The organism is Vicinamibacterales bacterium (genome assembly GCA_035699745.1).
Taxonomy (GTDB): domain Bacteria; phylum Acidobacteriota; class Vicinamibacteria; order Vicinamibacterales; family 2-12-FULL-66-21; genus JAICSD01.
The window spans coordinates 22994-40392 of record DASSPH010000091.1 but is presented as its reverse complement, the minus strand read 5'-3'; the positions used below and the strand labels follow the sequence as shown (position 1 = coordinate 40392).

Annotated in this window: 13 protein-coding genes; 6 read left to right on the top strand and 7 right to left on the bottom strand. The window is 66.0% G+C overall.

The window, feature by feature from the left end; all coding sequences use genetic code 11:
• The 6 genes from VFK57_21635 to VFK57_21610 all read left to right on the top strand — a co-directional run.
• Positions 1-234 (top strand): ASPIC/UnbV domain-containing protein (locus VFK57_21635; protein ID HET7698333.1); only part of this gene is annotated, 234 nt, incomplete at its 5' end.
• A 94-nt stretch (positions 235-328) separates the two neighbouring features.
• A complete protein-coding gene (locus VFK57_21630; GenBank protein ID HET7698332.1) occupies positions 329-664 on the top strand; it encodes a PadR family transcriptional regulator in 336 nt (111 codons plus the stop codon).
• A gap of 1 nt (position 665) precedes the next feature.
• A complete protein-coding gene (locus VFK57_21625) occupies positions 666-3332 on the top strand; it encodes an ABC transporter permease (protein ID HET7698331.1) in 2667 nt (888 codons plus the stop codon).
• Between the two features lie 464 nt (positions 3333-3796).
• Positions 3797-4135, top strand: a complete 339-nt coding sequence (locus VFK57_21620; GenBank protein ID HET7698330.1) for a helix-hairpin-helix domain-containing protein — start codon at positions 3797-3799, stop codon at positions 4133-4135.
• 227 nt (positions 4136-4362) lie between these two features.
• On the top strand, positions 4363-4599 hold the full coding sequence (locus VFK57_21615; protein HET7698329.1) for a hypothetical protein: 237 nt from the start codon (positions 4363-4365) through the stop codon (positions 4597-4599).
• Positions 4600-4671: 72 nt separating this feature from the next.
• Positions 4672-6543, top strand: a complete 1872-nt coding sequence (locus tag VFK57_21610; GenBank protein HET7698328.1) for a site-specific integrase — start codon at positions 4672-4674, stop codon at positions 6541-6543.
• Between the two features lie 1231 nt (positions 6544-7774).
• On the opposite strand, the gene VFK57_21605 is transcribed toward VFK57_21610, so the two are convergent.
• From VFK57_21605 to VFK57_21575, 7 genes are all read right to left on the bottom strand, one after another.
• A complete protein-coding gene (locus tag VFK57_21605; protein HET7698327.1) occupies positions 7775-8101 on the bottom strand; it encodes a hypothetical protein in 327 nt (108 codons plus the stop codon).
• A gap of 217 nt (positions 8102-8318) precedes the next feature.
• Positions 8319-8594, bottom strand: a complete 276-nt coding sequence (locus tag VFK57_21600) for a hypothetical protein (protein HET7698326.1) — start codon at positions 8592-8594, stop codon at positions 8319-8321.
• Between the two features lie 1277 nt (positions 8595-9871).
• Complete coding sequence (locus tag VFK57_21595) at positions 9872-10882, bottom strand: di-heme oxidoredictase family protein (protein HET7698325.1); 1011 nt, start codon at positions 10880-10882, stop codon at positions 9872-9874.
• Between the two features lie 57 nt (positions 10883-10939).
• A complete protein-coding gene (locus VFK57_21590; protein HET7698324.1) occupies positions 10940-11338 on the bottom strand; it encodes a hypothetical protein in 399 nt (132 codons plus the stop codon).
• Between the two features lie 207 nt (positions 11339-11545).
• Entirely contained in the window at positions 11546-11809 is a 264-nt protein-coding gene (locus VFK57_21585; protein ID HET7698323.1) for a hypothetical protein, read from the bottom strand.
• 147 nt (positions 11810-11956) lie between these two features.
• The gene (locus VFK57_21580) at positions 11957-12331 is read right to left on the bottom strand and encodes a tetratricopeptide repeat protein (GenBank protein ID HET7698322.1); all 375 of its coding nucleotides are present in this window, start codon (positions 12329-12331) and stop codon (positions 11957-11959) included.
• 34 nt (positions 12332-12365) lie between these two features.
• Positions 12366-17318 (bottom strand): RHS repeat-associated core domain-containing protein, encoded by a 4953-nt coding sequence (locus VFK57_21575; protein HET7698321.1) that lies wholly within the window; start codon positions 17316-17318, stop codon positions 12366-12368.
• Positions 17319-17399: the final 81 nt, after the last annotated feature.

Below are 17399 nucleotides of genomic sequence, written 5' to 3'. Positions count from 1 at the left end.
GGCGCCCGCGTGCACATCGTCGCCGGCGGAGTCGAGCAGTGGCAGGAGGTGCGCGGCGGCGGCAGTTACCTGTCGCAGAACGATCTGCGCGTCCATTTCGGGCTGGGGACGGCAGCGCAGGTGGACCGCGTCGACGTGCGGTGGCCGAACGGCCTCGAAGAGCGCTGGCCGGCTCGCGCGGCCGGTGAGGTGCACACGCTGCGGGAGGGAAGCGCCGCCGGTGGGGTCAAGTAGCCTCTTGACGCGCAGGGCGCGCGCCGGGGGCTCCTATTGACATGCGATAGGAGTCCGGCGATACTCGACCTATCGCGCGTCGATAGGAGAGACCGTGGCCCGCAAACAGAAAGCGGATCTTCTGCAAGGCACCCTGGAGCTCCTCGTCCTCCGCCTGCTGCAGTCGGGGGCGCTGAACGGGTGGGACATCATGCAGCGCATCCGGCTGGTGTCCGGGGATGTGCTCAGCGTCACGCCCGGGGCCCTGTACCCGGCGCTGCACCGCCTCGAAGAACGCGGCCTGGTCGCCGCGGGCTGGGGCGCGTCCGACAACAACCGGCGGGCGAAGTTCTACAGCCTCACCGCCGCGGGCCGGAAGCAGCTCCAGGCCGAGCGGCAGACATGGGCCCGATTCACCGGCGCCGTCGAGGCGCTGCTGCGGGACGCCTGACGTGCTTCGCCGCCTGCTTCGCCGCGTCCGTGCGGCGCTGACCTCCACGCGAGCCGAGCGCGACCTGCGCGACGAACTGCAGCTCCATCTCGACCTGCAGACGGAACAGTTCCTCCGCGCCGGGATGACGCCGGCGGAGGCACGCGCGGCCGCGCTCCGCGAGTTCGGCGGCCTCGAACAGGCGAGGGAAGCCTGCCGCGACGCCCGCGGCCTCGCCGTCCTGCGCGAACTGCCGCAGGACCTGCGCTACGCCGGGCGGATGCTCCGCCGCGACTTCGGCCTCACCCTCGTCGTCATGACGACGCTCGGCGTGGGCATCGGCGCCAACACCGCGCTCTTCAGCGTCGTCGACGCGGTGTTGTTGAAGCCGCTGCCGTTCCCCGATTCGGACCGGCTGGTGATTCTGAAGGAGCAGACGGCCTCGCGTCCGAACCGCGCGGTGGCGTTCCCCGATTTCCTCGACTGGCGCGCGCGGACGTCGGCATTCGAGGACATGGCGGCGGCGCTCATCGTCGGGGGCGTGCTGTCGGGCGACGGCGTCGACGCGGAGCGGGTGTTCGGCCGTGCGGTGACGCGGGAGTTCTTTGCCACGCTGGGCGCGGCGCTCGCGCTCGGGCGAACGTTCACCGCGGACGAAGACCAGCCGGGCGGTGCGCGCGTGATGGTCATCAGCCACGCCGTCTGGCTGCGCCGCTACGGCGGCGACAGGCGCGCGGTCGGCCGCGCCACCAGCTACAACGGCGAGAGCCACACCATCGTCGGCGTTCTGCCGGAGACATTCGACTATTACGGCCGGACGAACGCGAACAACGATATCTTCGTGCCGCTCGGCCAGCTGAAGACGCAGTCGTACATGCAGCGGCGCGACAGCAGTCCGGTGCTGGTCCTGGCGCGCATGAAGGCGGGGGTCACGCTCGAGCGGGCGCGCGCCGACCTGTCGGCGCTTGCCGCGTCACTCGCGCAGGAACACCCGGCGACGAACGGCGGCGTGGGCGCCACGGTGACGCCGCTGCTCGAGGACTACGTCGGCGACATGCGGCTGGCGCTCTCCGTGCTGCTCGGCGCGTCCTGGCTGCTGCTGACGATTGCCTGCGTGAACGTCGCCAACCTGCTGCTGGCGCGCGCGTCGAGCCGGCGCCAGGAGATCGCCGTGCGCCTCGCTCTCGGAGCCCGGCGCGGACGCATCGTGCGGCAACTTCTCACCGAGAGCCTGCTGCTGTCGTCGATCGGCGGCGCACTTGGCTTGTTCCTCGCCTGGATCGCCGCGGGATGGCTGGCGCAGTCGGCACCCATTGCGCTGTCGCGCATGGAAGAGGTCGTGCTCGACTGGCGCGTGGTGCTGTTCGGCGCGGCGACGACCACGATCACCGGGCTGGCGTTCGGGATCGCGCCGGCCCTGCAGACGAGCGGCGTCGAGCTGCAGCAGGTGATGCGAGCCTCTGGCCGCGCGGTGAGCGGCGGCGGGAAACGGCTTCGCGAAGCGCTGGTCGTCGGACAGGTCGCGCTCTGCGTGGCGCTGCTGATTGCGACCGGACTGCTGGTCCGCAGCTTCCAGCGCCTGGTCGAGCAGGATCCGGGCTACGACCCTGCGAACGTCGTGACGATGCGCCTGCGGCTGCCGGATGCGCGCTATCGAACGCGCGAGCAGGTGCTGCCGGTGCTCGATGCGCTGACCAAGCGGATCGCGGCGATCCCGGGAATCGACAGCGTGTCTCTCACGAGCGGCGTGCCCTTGGGGCGCCGCAGCGATCAGGCCTTCGTGCCGCCAGGCCGCCCGGCCGAGCGCCGCGATCGAGCGCCGCTGGCGCTCACGCAGTGGGTCGGTCCCGGCTACCACCAGACGCTCGGGATCGGTGTGCTGGCCGGGCGCACGTTCACCGCCGCCGATCGCGCCGGCGCGGCGCCGGTCGCAATCGTAGACGACGAGTTCGCCCGCAGGTATCTGCCCGGGCGTGAACTCGCAGCCGTTCTCGGCCAGCGCGTGCGGCTGCTCGGCGATGGAGAAGTGCCGCGGGAGATCGTCGGTGTCGTCCGCCACATTCACCATTCGAGTCTCGAGGAGGACTCGCGCGCCGAGATTTACATTCCCTTCGACCAGGCCGAGCCCACGTGGCAGCTGGAGATCGGCAGGGCAATGGACATCGCGGTGCGAAGCGGAGTGGCCGCGGAGGCGGTGGTGTCCGGCATCCGCGCCGCCATTCGCGCGTTCGATCCCGAGTTGCCGCTGTCGCACGTCACCACCCTCGAGGCAGCCCTCGATCGATCCATGGGCGCGCGCCTCTTCAACCTGGTGCTGCTCCTGGTGTTCGGCGGCGCCGCGCTCCTCCTCTGCGTGGTCGGCATTTACGGCGTCGTGAGCTATTCGGTCTCTCAGCGCACCCGCGAGATCGGCGTCCGCATGACTCTCGGCGCGCGCCCCGAAGACGTCGTCCGGATGATCGTGGGACGCGGGCTGCGCATGGTGCTGCTGGGGGCCGCCGGCGGCGCGATCAGCGCCCTCATGCTGGCCCGCCTGATCGAAGGCCTGCTGTTCGGTGTCCGCGCGCGCGATCCGATCACGTTCGCAAGCGTCCTGGCGCTGCTGACGATCGTCGCCGCTGCGGCATCGTATCTGCCGGCGAGGCGCGCGGCGGGTCTCGATCTGGCGGCTGCGCTGCGGCAGGACTGACAGCCGCGATTCTCATCATTCTCACAGGCGGCGGTGTGTTCGTTCGCGCCCGGCTGGCCGGTCCACCGCGTCGGTGCTGACGACAGGGAGCGCACGGCCGCACCATCGCCGCGGGCCCGCCGGCGCTAACCCGCACACCCGTCCCGTCCACTGCCGTCGTCGCGGCGGCAACTGCGGCTGCCGCCGAATTGCGCCCGGAACGCGGCGCCCCGCACGCGCGCGTCTACGGCAGTAGACAGGACTTCCCGGCGATCGCGCGCCCTGCCTGGCCGGTCTCCTTCGGATCGACGAGCAAGTCGGCGCCGGTCAGGCATTTCCGCGGACATCCGCCACACGTCACCGGCGGCCCCCGGCTTGCGATGTCCGGAGCGGCTCCGGCGATCCGATCACAAGGTGCCTGACCTCTGTGTCTTGTGCGTCTCCACCCGCCGGGGCCGCTCATTCCACCTCGCATTGGAGGACACATGCGTGCATTGCTCGTGATTCTGGCGGTCGCCGCGTTCGCCGCGACCGGGACCGCCGCCGAACAGAAAGCGGCGCCGCCGGCAAAGGCGGCGGCCGGCGCGAAAGCCACACCGGCATCTCCGGTCAACTTGAACACTGCGACGCAGGCGCAGCTCGAGACGCTGCCCGGCGTCGGCGCGAAGGCCGCGCAGCGGATCCTCGAGTACCGGCAGAAGAATGGCAACTTCAAGAAGATCGAGGAAATTATAGAGTTCCAGCGTTCATGCCCGTGTCTATTGCAGTTTTTGGTTTCCAAACCTCGGTGCGGAGTCGCCAGAAGTCGCCCAAAAGGCCAGTAAATATCGCTCTGTTTCGACGGTGGTGGGCGCAGTGGTGGGCGCACTCCCGGAACTCGCAGGCGGAGGCAAGGACGAGCCTGCGGCGCACGGTCGGCGTTGGTGTGGCCAGGTGGACCACTCAACGGCATTTCACTTCAGACACTGTCGTCCGGCGACAGACGCCACACATCGCGCGCGCTATCGTGCAGTCCCGGGCGTCGAGCGGACGCGTGAGCCGAGGTAAGGCCATGTCCAACCCAACATTGAGCGAAGGCGAGCGGGAATACGCGTTGCGCCTTGCGCGCGAGCTGCCGGCCATCATCGATATCGAGGACCTCCCGCGATGGATCAGCATGTCCCGAGCGACGATTTACCGCCTTCGACAGCGCAACCGCTTCCCGATTCCACCACTGTCGCCGACGACTCGCCGCGTGCAGTTCGCAGGCATCGACGTGCTGCGCTACCTATTGCGCACACGAGGTTGAGCACGCATGCGTCCTAGTGCGGTCCGGTTGCCGGCCGGCATCTCTCGCGTCCATCCTCATACGCGTAGGGCCTTGCGCAGCCAGGAAGAACTTGCGGCGTGCCGCAATTGGGTCTGGCGCGTCCGCGCACGACGACGAGGGGCGGGAGAATTTGACCGGCTGTATCCGCAGGAAGTACGCGACACACTTCAGGAAACACTCGACTACTTGCAGCGGGAACGAGCGACGCGCGTGCATGACCTCCGACGAGACGCTGCGCGGACCGCGTCAGGAGTCTTCGAAGAGGACGTGCGCGTCTACTTGGCGCGCCGGGCCAGCGTGTCGGATTATCGCGGACGCGAGCACAGCCTCAGATTGTGGGGCAGCTGGCTGACGCGCAAGCTTGGATCTTCATTCAAGACGACGAAGATCACGACCGAGCTCGTGGAACTCGCCCTCGAGGAATGGAAGCAGGAAACGATCGTTCGAAAGAAGCCGAACGCTCTACCGCAACGGCGATGGGCCTCTTCTTACCTGCGAACGCGGGCGCTGCATTTGTCGAACCTCTTCGGCGTGCTCTACCCAGATTGGGCGAATCCGGTCCTCGCACTCAAGGACCGTCTGCCACCGAAATCACCAGAGGTCGAGAAGGCGCAGCCCCTGCAGGTGGTGCTGCAACTTCTCGAGGCGATGCGCACCCCGACACTCGTAGGCACGCGTAAACATCCGTCGTTTGCGTCCGTCCGAGCGGCAGTGCTGGGGTTTGCCGGGCTCACCATTCAGGAACTATGGTCGATTCGCGATGCGCGGGCATTTGATCTGCGGGCAGGCGTGCTTCACATTCCCGCAAAGCGTGTGTTCGAACGATATGTCACCGTCGATGGCCATGGGGAAATCAGAGTCGCGACCGAGCAGCGAGAGCGACGGGTCGTTGTTCTGAGCGCTGACGCTGTCGACGCATGCCGGCAATATCTGGCTCATCCCGACCGCTACCACGGCGGCGGAAAGGTGACCAAGTTCGGGTATTTCAGCGTGGGATCATTCCGGCAAGCCCTTCACATTGGGTCACAGCGCGCCGGCCTGGACGGTATGGTGTCCCCATACGACTTTGGTACGGCCCGCGCTCCCTCGCTGTCCGAGGTCGCACGGCTTGTGGCGGCGATGAGACGTGACGTGGTGCCATACCGGCGGCGCGCCGACCGGACCCGGATGATGAAGGCGTTCATTCGCGCGTCCGTGTTGGCGCACACGGGGGCCAGGGTTGGCGAGCTGGCCATGCTGGAACCCGGAGACGTCCGGTTGCAAGAACGCGCGGTGCTCATGCCGACAGAAAAGCACCGCCGCCACGCAGGGAGAATGGAACGCGTCCTGAGTCGTCGGCGAATTCCCCTGAACGACTTCGGCATCGCCGCGCTACGGACGTTCGTCGAGTACGACTTGTTCGATCGCCTGGCGGATCGCTCGCGTGTGCCCGACGAAAATCTGGTCCCCTGGTATCAGGAGTTCTATTACCAAGTCACGGTTGCAGCACGGCGTGTGAAGGACCCCTATACAGGTGCGTCGATCTATTTCACCCCGCACTGTTTTCGCCACTCGTTTGCGACCGCTCTGGCCCCACTCATCGGCGGTGACGCCAAAACTGGAGCGAAGATTCTCGGCCACTCGCCACAAACGTTCATGCGGTACGTGCGCGCCAATGACGAAACCGCCCGTGCCGCGGTGGAGCGAATGGCCAGCGGATTACCGGGCGCAGGTGAACCTTACGCGATCGCGGCGCAGGTCTGGGCGCAGCGCCCGGTCGAAGATGGCTCAACCGGAAGTGAATGGCAGGAGCCAGTCGGGATCCGCGACGAAGTCCGGCAAGACGTCCGTGCGAACGCTGAAGGGACGCTCGAGCGGGCTTGGCGTCAGCTCGGCGCGACCTGCGCAGATCGCCATATGCACCTGGGCGCCACAGTGCGCTAGGAACGCTGCCGCCGCTCTGAGGTGACCGCCTGACGGGAGCACGTCGTCGATCAACACGAGCGGCAATCGCGGCAGATCACGAGCTCGGAGCCGGAACAGACTGTAGAGTTCCTGCGGATCCCGCGTGCCTCCGATGAGATGTGCCGGCGGATTGCCTCGCACCATCGAAGGAGATCGAATACGCCGGCCAGGCCGGGCATGAGCGTGTCTCGGAGGGCGGCCGCGAGAATCAGCGTCTTTGGTGCTGCCTTCGAGGCGACGGAGCAACCTGAATCGGGGATCGGCACGAGGGCGACAGTTGCGTCGGGACACCCAGCTCACGCCCGCAGCGATCATCTCTCCAAATCAGTCCGGCGCCCGGGCTGCGGGCGACTGATCGCGCCGGATATGTCGACCCTTGGGAGCGGCACGTCGACGTATTCCTTCAGCGGCTTGCCCTTGATCGCCCTGACGAATTGCAGCGCACTCCATTCGGGTTCGGTACGCTGTCCGAAGGCGGCTGAGTAGGTGCAGCACCTGAAAACCTTCAGAGGCATCGATTACGCGCGGCCAGCGTGCGAAGGTCAGGCCAATGTGTCGGTACGGGAAAATGGTGCGGCGGACCTGTCTCGCGTGCCAGGAACGGAAACGGCCGTTGTCAGGTGCGTGACCGGATAGAAGGCAACCGCTCCGATAGTGGCGAGACAGAGGAAGCGCACAGGGCGGGTCAAGGCCGCGAAGCGGTGAGCGCACCGAAGCAGCCAGCGAACGAAGCCTTGACGCGCCCGAGCACTTCCGCACAATTACCTCTCGGAGCGGTTGCCGCTGTCGCCGGCGGAGAGTGTCTATTGCAGCGGCACTGCCTCAGCGTGAACGTTGCCGCGCTTGTCGTCTCGTTGGATCCAAGCGTGGCGGACGTCGTAACGCTCGGCGAGAGAACGGTGGAACGTTGGACCAGTCATTTGTCAGTCCTTCGTCCACCCAAAAACCGTCGCTTTGCATCGGAGTGGTGGTAACGCTTGTTGCGGCTCGGGATCGGATGGAGTGGCGCCGACTCCGCACCCATAACGGTATTGCAGCATACATCCCGCGGGTGTTTGCCATGGTCGCGGCTGCCGATCAACTCGCACCCTCGTGAGCAGGCGACAGTCGTCCATCCCGTTGTGAAGAGGGTTGTAGCGGAAGGGCGAAGTCAGACTGATCTCGACGTAGTCTGCTGCGTCCACAGACGACAAGAATGCCTCGCACCTGCTCACAGAAGTCTCCCTTGACCTCCAGAATGAGACCACCGATGCGCCTTGAGGACGTCACCGGCGCGGGCGAGGAGCTGCTGCACGTAGGGATACATGCAGGCGGACGTCTTGCCGGACCCAATCGCACCTACGATCGCGATTCCGGTGTAGAGACCGCGCTCAGCAATGGTCAACCACGTCGGCATTGGTGCGCGCTCGCCGTTGGTCAGGTAGTGCAGCTCGCCAAGGAAGAGACAGAGATTCAGCCGCGAGGCAGCCGGAGGGTACGGCGGAAGCCGCTGCAGAGCCCGCGCCGTGTGGGCGCGACCAGCCAGGATGTAGATCATCGTGGAGACCACGGTGAAGAACAGGAACGAGGTGCTGCACCAGACGGCAACGTAGCCGTGCGATGGGGCGGGAACAATGTGGGGCGCTGATGCGCAACGAGGGCCAGGAGGGGACTGTCCACGGTGAGCTGGAGGAACGACGGTCCGACCACACCGGTGACAAGGCTGAGCGCGAGACTGATCATGAGGCGATGCTCGAGCAGGACCCGTAGGCCGTTCATGACCGTGTCGGATTGTTTGTCGTGGACGAGGCTTCTGCGTCGGCGGAAGTGGCGCCAGGTGCGGTACCCGGAGCGGACTCGCGGTTTGCTCGCCCGGCGACGAAGTCGCGGTCCTTGGCGAGCGTCGTGTCGATCAACTGGTTGAGCACGTAGTCCGCCGACTCGCCGATGAATGCGGCGTACGCGATGAGCACATCGCGGTCGGGTTCCTGGAGACGGCAGATGTGGCGAAGGGTGCGTACGCGATGCGCGCGGGGCTTGATCAGCGGCATGGCTCTCTCCTTGACGGGACGACTGATGGGGGAGCGACCCCCCGACGCGGTGATCCGCGCAGGGGCTTTGCCTCAGGCACAGCCGAAAGGGGGGTCGCTCCCCCCATCAGTCGGGACCCCTGAGCGGTCCAGCGGTGGCAGAAGACGCCACCGCGGAGGGCAGCGGCGTACGGGCACAAGTGGGGGCGGCGACGGGACATCTCGGCGTTGCGTCTGCAGACGCAAGCCGCGATGAATCTGAGAGACGGGGCCAGCGTGCGGGCCGACAGTGGGGCCGGCGTCACGGTGGAACGCTGGCCCCTAGACTAAGACGCCTGTCTGCGCCAGACAGCCAACGCTGGTGGGAGAGCCGTGACGAAGCAGGCGCGCCCGACGGTCATGCGGTCCCAAGCATGGCGCCGAATTGTTCGTAGCGGTGCGGCAGCTGCACAACCACGAGATCCGAATGCGTGGTCCGCGAGTTGGATCCAACGAGATCGCGGACGTTCGTGAAGCTCGGATATCCGTGGTCGACCCAGCTGAGGTACGCACCCTCTAGGGTTGATCCGGCGCGCCGTCGGCACTCCCGGTATCGCTGGATGTCCTCGACCGAGAGCGCATGGATCTCGTCGCTGTCGATGCGACGCCGCGCCTCGAAGAACCACGCCCGGGAGTCGCGACGCTTCCGATGGCCTGTGCATGGACCGCACGACACTGCGCATCCGTGGAGATGTGACTCGGCCTGACAACGACAAGGGTGTGAGCCGTGAGCTGTGTCGTCAGAGCGGCATGTTCTCTGACGAAGATTGAGATGTCGCGTGCAGTGAGGTCGGTGCCGAGACAGACGAAGTGCACTCGTAGCGGGTCGCGAGTGATGAAGATCGGCAGCTTCTGGACGTGGTAGCGCACCGTTGGACCAGTGGTCTGACGTGTCGCCCCGTAGGTTCGATTGCCCGGATGCGTTTGCCGATGAGCGCCCGCAGCAGGACGCGGTTCGACCGTCGGTCATCGGCATCGCTGCTGACCAGCGGGGCACGCGGCGTTTCCAGGCGCCACATACACGAGACGAGCAAGGACATTTCGGGGTGATACGCCGAAAAGCGTCGACTGGCGGTCTTGACCAGGCGCGTGGAAACCTCCACCAAGCGCCACGGAAAACGATGCGCCGGCACCCGCTGCGACCCACCAGACCCCCTCGCGGATCGGTGGTGTCGTGAGCCGCCGCAGCGATGTTTCGGGATTGAGCCGCATTCAGGTTGCCGGCATTCAGCGTGGAGGAGGAGTCTCTCCTCAGTCCGTCAGAGCGAGGCCAGGAAGCGGAGGAGCGCCGCGCGGCGCGGGACGGACGCCTGCTCGTAGCGCCGGCGGGCGGAGGAGCCTTCGCCGCCATGAGCGCGGATCGCGGCGTCAAGGGTTGGCGCGCCGCCGTCGTGCATGTATGCACCGTCCATCGCCGTGATGCCCCAGAGCGGGGGAGTGCGGAATTCGGCGGCGGCAGCAGAGCCCTCATGCAGGTCCGCGCCCTCGCGTCCCATGTCGTGCAGGAGGAGATCCGTGAACGGCTCGGCAGGAGCGTGGGTGGCATCCGCAATCCCCGCGAGGCGCGGAACGTGGCACGTGGCGCACCCGAACGCGGCGAATTCGGCTCGTCCCTCTGAGCCGGCGCGGGAAGGAGACGGCGGCGCGAGCGTCCGAACGAACGCCGAGAGCGCCCGCACATCGTTGTCGGCGACCTCGGGCGCCGGCGTGTCGCGTTCCCTGAACATGGGATTGGTGAGACCCAGTTCGTTCACGAGCGCCGCCGCTACCGCCGTCTCAATACGCGCGAACCGCGCCTTCCAGCCAAACCGTCCACCATCTGCGGCGATGCGGCCGGAGACGCCGTCGCCGTCGCGGTCATCCGGATCCGCGAGCGCCGAAATCGATCCGGCGTCGACGCGTTCGAGCAGGCCCAGGCCCAGCAGCGACGGCGGCCGGCGACGGAAAACCCGGTTGGGCAGAGGCTGCCGCACGACGGCCTTCCCGGGGCGAAACAGAAACTGGCGAAAGAGTTGCCCGCCGCTCGGATCCCTCGCGTCGGGCGAGACGATGACCAGGCTCTGGGGGCCCCCACCGCCGGCGCGCGGACTCGAGTGACACGCGGCGCAGCTCTGGGCATTGGCGAGCGGACCGGCGCCGTCGACCGGCGTCCACACGCGGTGGAAGAGCCGGTCGCCCGGTGAAGGAGAGGACTCCTGACGCACGTGGCCGTTCGCACCAATGACCATGGCCGTTGCCAGAGGCAGCGCGCCGAGGATCGCGACGGTCAACCGCACGAGGCATGCCCCCGCATCAGTCTATTTCTGACCAGCACCAGCGCCCGCACGTCACCTTCGTGTCCTAATTGAAACGACCCATGAGGGCGTCTCGTCCAGGATATCGATGTCATCCGCCGCCGGATACCAGATGTCCGCGAAGAAGGCGTTCAGGTCCCGAAAGTGCATCTCGTCGATCTGATCGAAGTGATACCAGTTGACCACGACCTTTGAAGTCGGCTGAATCGACAGCGAGTCGAACACAGACTTCGGCTCGAACGTGTCATCGTCCGCGTCGACGTTCGCGAGTAACCGGGAACGATCGAAAATAACGCGAACGACTCCCTCTCCGTCGGCGTCGGTGCCAAGTTTCGCGGCCAGCCGAGCCTCACCCGCGTCAAGCGTCCGGAACCACGGAAACGCTCGACCCGGATGATCGCGGGCGAAATTCTCCAATTTAACCGCGTGCATTGCCGAACGAAGCTCTAAACCTGGATACTGACGGCGAAATCATCGTCTAGCCACCGCCCCCTTTCGCTTCAGTCAGCACTAGCCACAAGTCTGAAGGTCCCGCCACGTGCAGCGTACCTTCATGATCGATGAAGACAGCCCAGTCGCCATTGACGCCGGCGAACACGTTCTCTCGTCCCGCGTTTATCGCCGCCAGATCGTCGTACGTCAGACTCGACAGCAAAACCACGAAGTCGCTTCGCTCCCCGTGATTCCTTCGGTCAGGAAGTAGAGCAGCTCGGTTTGGTTCTTCGCCGCCATCCATCCTCGCAACGCCTGTAACACGCCATCAGACGGCACGTATTCAACGGGAATTGCAATCGTCCCCTGATACGGCAGATCCGCAGGCAGCTGCACTTCGTACAGATCGCGTCCTGTCGGCAATCGGCGCTTGAATTCGCGCCAGGCAGCTGGGTCGGCGGGTCGGATCACAAGGGAACAGCTGAAACACACTTGGTCATCCTCGGGATACCACTCATGCCGAAAGGGCATCTCGACAGATGACGGCGAGATCAACGCACACCGCGGCGAGACGGCCGTGTAAGGACTCGGCAGCGAATCGCATTCACGTGTCGCCGCTCACGTCGGTTCCGGACGCGTGGCGCGTATTCGCTCGAGCAACTCACGCGCTGTCCGATAGCTGGGGTTGAGTTCTATCGCCTCTTCCAGTTTGACGATGGCATCGTCGGTCAGTCCGAGGCCCACGAGAACCTCCGCCAGCAGATATCTCGCCCGAAACTGCCGATTGCCGAGTCCCGCCGCCGCGGCAAGGTAGACGAGCGCCTCCTCGGGGCGCTGGAGTTCCCGAAGCGCCGTGCCCAAAAGCTCCAGTGTTTTGTAATGCGGCCGCAATGCCAGCGCGCGCTGCAGGTGCCCGACGGCGGTCGTGAAGTCACCTCGGTCCATCGCGTCCCGGCCCGACTGGTACAGCTCAGATGCTGTGTCTTCGCCCATAACGCTACATTGTGGCTCAGTGCCGCCCTTGCCGTCAGGGATCCTTTCTACCAGATAGGTCAGGCGCCCAGAGTTCGCGCAATAGGTCGCCGACATCCTTGTATGGAACCACAATATTCACCAAGTCTCCGACGCCAGAATTCGGATTCCGGATCACTTCGGCCGCTTCGGCCACGTCGGACAGCAGCAGCACTGCGCCCAACACGGGAACGGCGCGTCCCGCCTTCTTCACGAACTGTTTGACGACCTTCCGAAGCGCGTTACGGTATTTCTTCGGCGGTTTTGCACAAGGCCGCCCGCCGTGCGTCGGATCCCAGCCACCCTTGTGATTCACCACGGTTTCCGAGCCGTCCGGCCACTTGACGTGCATATTCGGGTGTGGCTGTTGATTCATGTCCACCCTGTATGGCACGTTTGGATGGCCTGGCAGGGTACCGGAATTGGGGTACCTCGGGCCGAGGCCTAATGGATCGGTCCAGTTTGTCGGCGCGTTGCTGACATAGGCGTACAGGTTTGGATCTCCCGACGCCAGTCCAAGCGCATCCTCACTCAGGAACCGCTGCAGCCGAGGACTGTAGTACCGTGCACGGTAGTAGTACAACCCAGTGCCGTCGTTCTCGCGGCCCGTGAACTGCGATGCGTTACCGCTGGCCTCGCCGCTTCCGCTCGTCGCGCCGAAGGCGTCATAGGTATAGCGCGTCTGAACCGCCCCTTCAGGATCCGTCAGCGCCAGCGCAGATCCCAAGCCGTCGGCGACGAGCCATCGCGCGGTCGCTCCGCTCGTGCGCCGCAACAGCTCGTCGATGCCGGGTCCGTACAGCAGGTTCGCGCTCGGGGTGGCCTCGGAGAGCTCCTGCACCGCTTGGGGACCGTCATACACGTACTCGGTGGTCCCCGCGCCGGTCGACTTTCCGATCCGGCGTCCGAATGCGTCGTACTGGAAACTTGCCGGTTGCAGCCCTCCCAGCGCGGACAGCCGATTGCGGGCATCCCAGCTGTAGGTCCGGCTCCCTTCACTCAGGACGTTTCCGGCATCATCGTAGGTCAGGGTCGTTCCGTTCCACTGAGTCAGCCGGTTCGCGTCATCGTAGACAGCGGACGTGAGCGGCGGCGGTAACGTCGTCCGCGCCCACGTGCCGCCCATTTCAATCCTGCGGCCCGCCGCATCGTACCCGTACGTCACTGTCCCGAGGACGGTCGTGCCGAGTTTGTAAGTCAGGCCGGCAATCTGGGAAGTACCCGCATACCCGTATTCGACGCGTACGCCGTTAGGCAGCGTGACAGCGGTCCGTCGGTTCGCGTCGTCGTACTCGAAGCCGACGACGCTGGTTCCCTGCGTGATGCTTGTCAATCGGTTCGAATCGTCGTACCCGTAACTGATTGCCGTCTGGCCGGCAACCGTCATGGACGTGCGGCGGCCGGCGTCGTCGTATCCGTACGTGACCACACCGCGAGACGTCGTTTCCGATGTCAGCCTGTCCAAATCGTCGTAATCAAGGGTCGTCGTCCCGCTGACGGAATCCACGACTTGCCGTAGACGATTGCCGCCGTCATAGGTGTACGCTGTCGTCGCGCCGTCGGCGTATGCGGCGCTGGTCATACGGTTCAGCCCATCGTAGCGGTAGGTGCTGGCGAGACCCCGCCGATCGATGTGCTGAAACAGATTGCCCGAGCGGTCGTAGACGAAACGCTCCATCTTGAGAAGCGGATCCTTGCGCGTTTCGACGCGGTCCATCGCGTCGTAGGTGTATTCGGTCACCTTGCTTCGCGCATCCGTGACCATACGAAGGTTTCCATTGCCATCGTAGGTGAGCGTTGTGCCGCCGTTCTGAGGGTCGACAATCTGTCGCACCTGGTTCAGCAGGGTGTAGTCGTAGCGCGTCACGTTGCCCAGTGGATCCGTACGGGTCAGCGTACGCCCGGCGCTGTCCGTCAGAATCCGGGTGGTGTGTCCCGCACCATCGATGAAGCCGCTAAGATCGCCCTTGTCGTACAGGAACGTGATCGTCCCGGCCGGGTCGGTGGCGGACGTGATCTGGCCGGCGGCGTTGCTACCGAATGTCACCGAGTGGCCGAGATGATCGGTGACGCGCTCGAGCGTTCCGTTGACCGTGTAATCGTAGGTGGTCGTGTGATCGAGCGGATCCGTGAACGTGGCGAGCTGGTTGAAATCCGGTTCGTATGTCGCTGTCGTCTCGATCGGCGTGGCCGTATGTGCGAGCCGCTTGATGCTCGTGAGATTGCCCTTGTCGTCGTAGGTGTAGTCCGTGCGCCGCAGCAGCCCGTCCGTCTCCTTCTCGATCAGGTTGGTACCGGCCTGCCGCTCCACTACGGTCGCCTGCTGCTCGGGGCGCCCGACCGCACGCGTGTCGGCCAGCCAGTAACCGCTCGAGTTGAAGGTCACGCGACGCAGGATCCCGCGCGGATCGGTCACGTCGGTCTGGGTGACGACCCCCGACGCATTGGTGGTGTACGCGAACTGGTACGCGGAGCCATCGGCCTGCGTCTGCCGGATCACGCGGCTATTCAGGTCGTACTCGTTCGTAAGATAGACGATTCCCCGCGGATCTTTGATCGTCTTCATCCGGTGCGAGCTGTCATAGGTATATTCAGTGACGCCCGATTCCGCGTCCGTCACCTTCCACAACCGCCCGCTGGCGTCGTACTCGTAGCCGACTGTTCTGTTCACGTTGTCACGGGCCTGGCTGATGCGGCTCGACGGGTCGTAGGTGAACTCGATCCAGCGGCCGTTCGGCGACGTGATCCGAGTCAGGCGCGAGCTGCTGTCACGCGTGAACGTCAGCTGATTGCCGAATCGGTCTCGGATGCCGACGATCGCCGCCTCGGCCGGGGTCGCCGCGAACTCCGCTTCGGGGAACTCGTAAACCGTGCCGTCGGTGAAACGGAGATCCCATTGCACCTTCGATCCGTTCCATGAGACGCGCGACTTATAGAAGCGGCTCGGTGTCGCGGTGTGCTCGTAGATGGCGTTCGAAAAGCCGGTGCCTGCCGAGATGCGCGGGAAATGAATCCTGGCGCCATCCGGCAGGACGATCTGTACGTAGGTCCACGGATTGGTGTCGCCCACGATGAACATCTCGTAGGGGTGTGTGGATCCCATGCCGAACGGCCGCGACCGAAAGTCGCGCGGCCGGTAGGTCCGGGTCAACTGGACCGGGAGCACGTCGGGCAGCGCCAGGTCGGTCTTGCTGTAGACGAACAGGCCGGTGGCGAGATCCACGGGATCGCCATCCTCGCACTCGTTGCAGGGCGGCGGACCTTCGGCGGGCCCGAAGTTCGGATCGCCGACCATGGCCCCGGTGAACTCGTAGATTGAGACGCCGGGTCCTGGCTCGATACGCTTCGCGTCGGGAGTGACGGTCCCGAGGCCATACACGAACCATCCGCGATGTTCCGGATCGTAGTGCCAGAAGTCGACGTCAGTGCCGGGCCGCCGGGAGCGGTAGTTCGGATAGACGATGCGCGCGCCCGCGGGCCAGCCGGAGCTGACGGACTCGAGATACGCGCCGCCGGGCTGGATGGTGAAGTAGATCGGCACGTCCACGCCGAGGGGCAGCGGGAACGGCGGCCGGTCGACCGGAATCGGCGTGATGCTGACTTCGCGCGCGGCCTTGTGATCGATGTCTTTGATCACGGTACCGGCCGGCAGCGTCACCTCGAGCCCTGGAATGCTCGGCGTCCGCAGGACGACATCCGCCGTCGTCGGCGATGCGATCGTGACGGCGTTCTGCTTGTCGATGCGCGGCATCCAGCTCGTGTAGGGAAGGACGTGCGTGTCTCCCTCTTTCACCTCGATGCCGACACGGAAGACGCCATACGATCGTCCCTGCGTGCTCGCGGTGCGGGCGTCGATGACGAGCTCCTGCCGTCCGGCTGCGACGGACTCGACCAGGAACCGCCCCGTTCGGTCCGATATCCCTCTCGCCTCGCCCACTCTCACCGTGGCACCGGGGAGCGGTTGTCCATTGAGGCGAAGCAGCTGCCCCGAGACGGCGGTCACACCCGCGGCGGCTCTCAGCGGTGGCAGGCGCTGCCACGGCGAGGGTTCCCGGCCTGTTCTCCAGCCATGGATCGCGCCCGGGTCCGGCGTCCACAGCTCGTCGTCCACGGTGCCGCCGCTGTCGGCGCGCTCGCCCGCGATCGTGAACGTGAGTACGGTCGGCGCCAGCCGGCGCGCGCCGGGTGCCGTCAGGCCATCCAGCGTCAGCGTGTAGGTGCGGCCGCGGTCGAGCGGCGCGAACGGCCGGAGGAACAGGAGCATCCCCGCCTCCGCAGCAACGCGTTCGATCGCCACGATCCCGCCGGTCTCGTCCTGGAGACGGACGGTTCCGTCGTTCACGGATCGCACCTGCACGGCGGTCGAGAAGCGCAGGCTGACGCGCACATCCGCGGCAACGCCGCTCGCGCCGGCGTGCGGATCCGATGCGGACAGGTGGAGACCGGCCCGGGTGTCGAGTGGACCTGCAGGCAGCGAGATGCGCGTGTCCGGATCGATGATCTCGTCGCTCCGGCGATCTCCGCCCGATGCGGCAGTGCCTCCGGATAGCCGTACGCGGCCGTCGGGCAGCAACTCCGCGTGATGCCGGCCGCGCGGGGCGAGCAGCGCGATGGCCTGCGGCGCGCTGCCGGCCGCCGCATCCGGCGTACCCGAGGGATCCCAAATCAGTGCGTCGCTCAGCGCGTCGCCGGCCGGCGACGTGCCACCCGTGATCAGCACGCGACCGTCGGTCAACAGAGTCGCGCTGTGCCACGCCCGGTGCAGGGCCGGATCAGGGGACACCGCCATCGGAGCGAACCAGCCGGTGGCTGGATCGAAGCGTTCGATCAACGAGATGACCTGGCCGTTCCGGCTGATCCCGCCGACGATGACGACAGAGCCGTCGGCGAGCACCGTACCCGTGTGCCCGGCACGCGGCTGCAGAAGACTGCCGGGCACGGCGGTGCGCAGGTTGTGCTCGGCGTCCACCAAAGCCGGGGGAATCGGCGAGCCGTCCCGCTGCCATCCACCCACGACGAGCCACCGTCCATCGGGCAGGAGCGTCGCAGT

Bases quoted from the DNA above. Each gene is read 5' to 3' on its own strand.
- VFK57_21620 (HET7698330.1), top strand. From the start codon at position 3,797: ATGCGTGCATTGCTCGTGATTCTGGCGGTCGCCGCGTTCGCCGCGACC.
- VFK57_21615 (HET7698329.1), top strand. From the start codon at position 4,363: ATGTCCAACCCAACATTGAGCGAAGGCGAGCGGGAATACGCGTTGCGC.
- VFK57_21605 (HET7698327.1), bottom strand. From the start codon at position 8,101: ATGATCTACATCCTGGCTGGTCGCGCCCACACGGCGCGGGCTCTGCAG.
- VFK57_21600 (HET7698326.1), bottom strand. From the start codon at position 8,594: ATGCCGCTGATCAAGCCCCGCGCGCATCGCGTACGCACCCTTCGCCAC.
- VFK57_21590 (HET7698324.1), bottom strand. From the start codon at position 11,338: ATGCACGCGGTTAAATTGGAGAATTTCGCCCGCGATCATCCGGGTCGA.
- VFK57_21580 (HET7698322.1), bottom strand. From the start codon at position 12,331: ATGGGCGAAGACACAGCATCTGAGCTGTACCAGTCGGGCCGGGACGCG.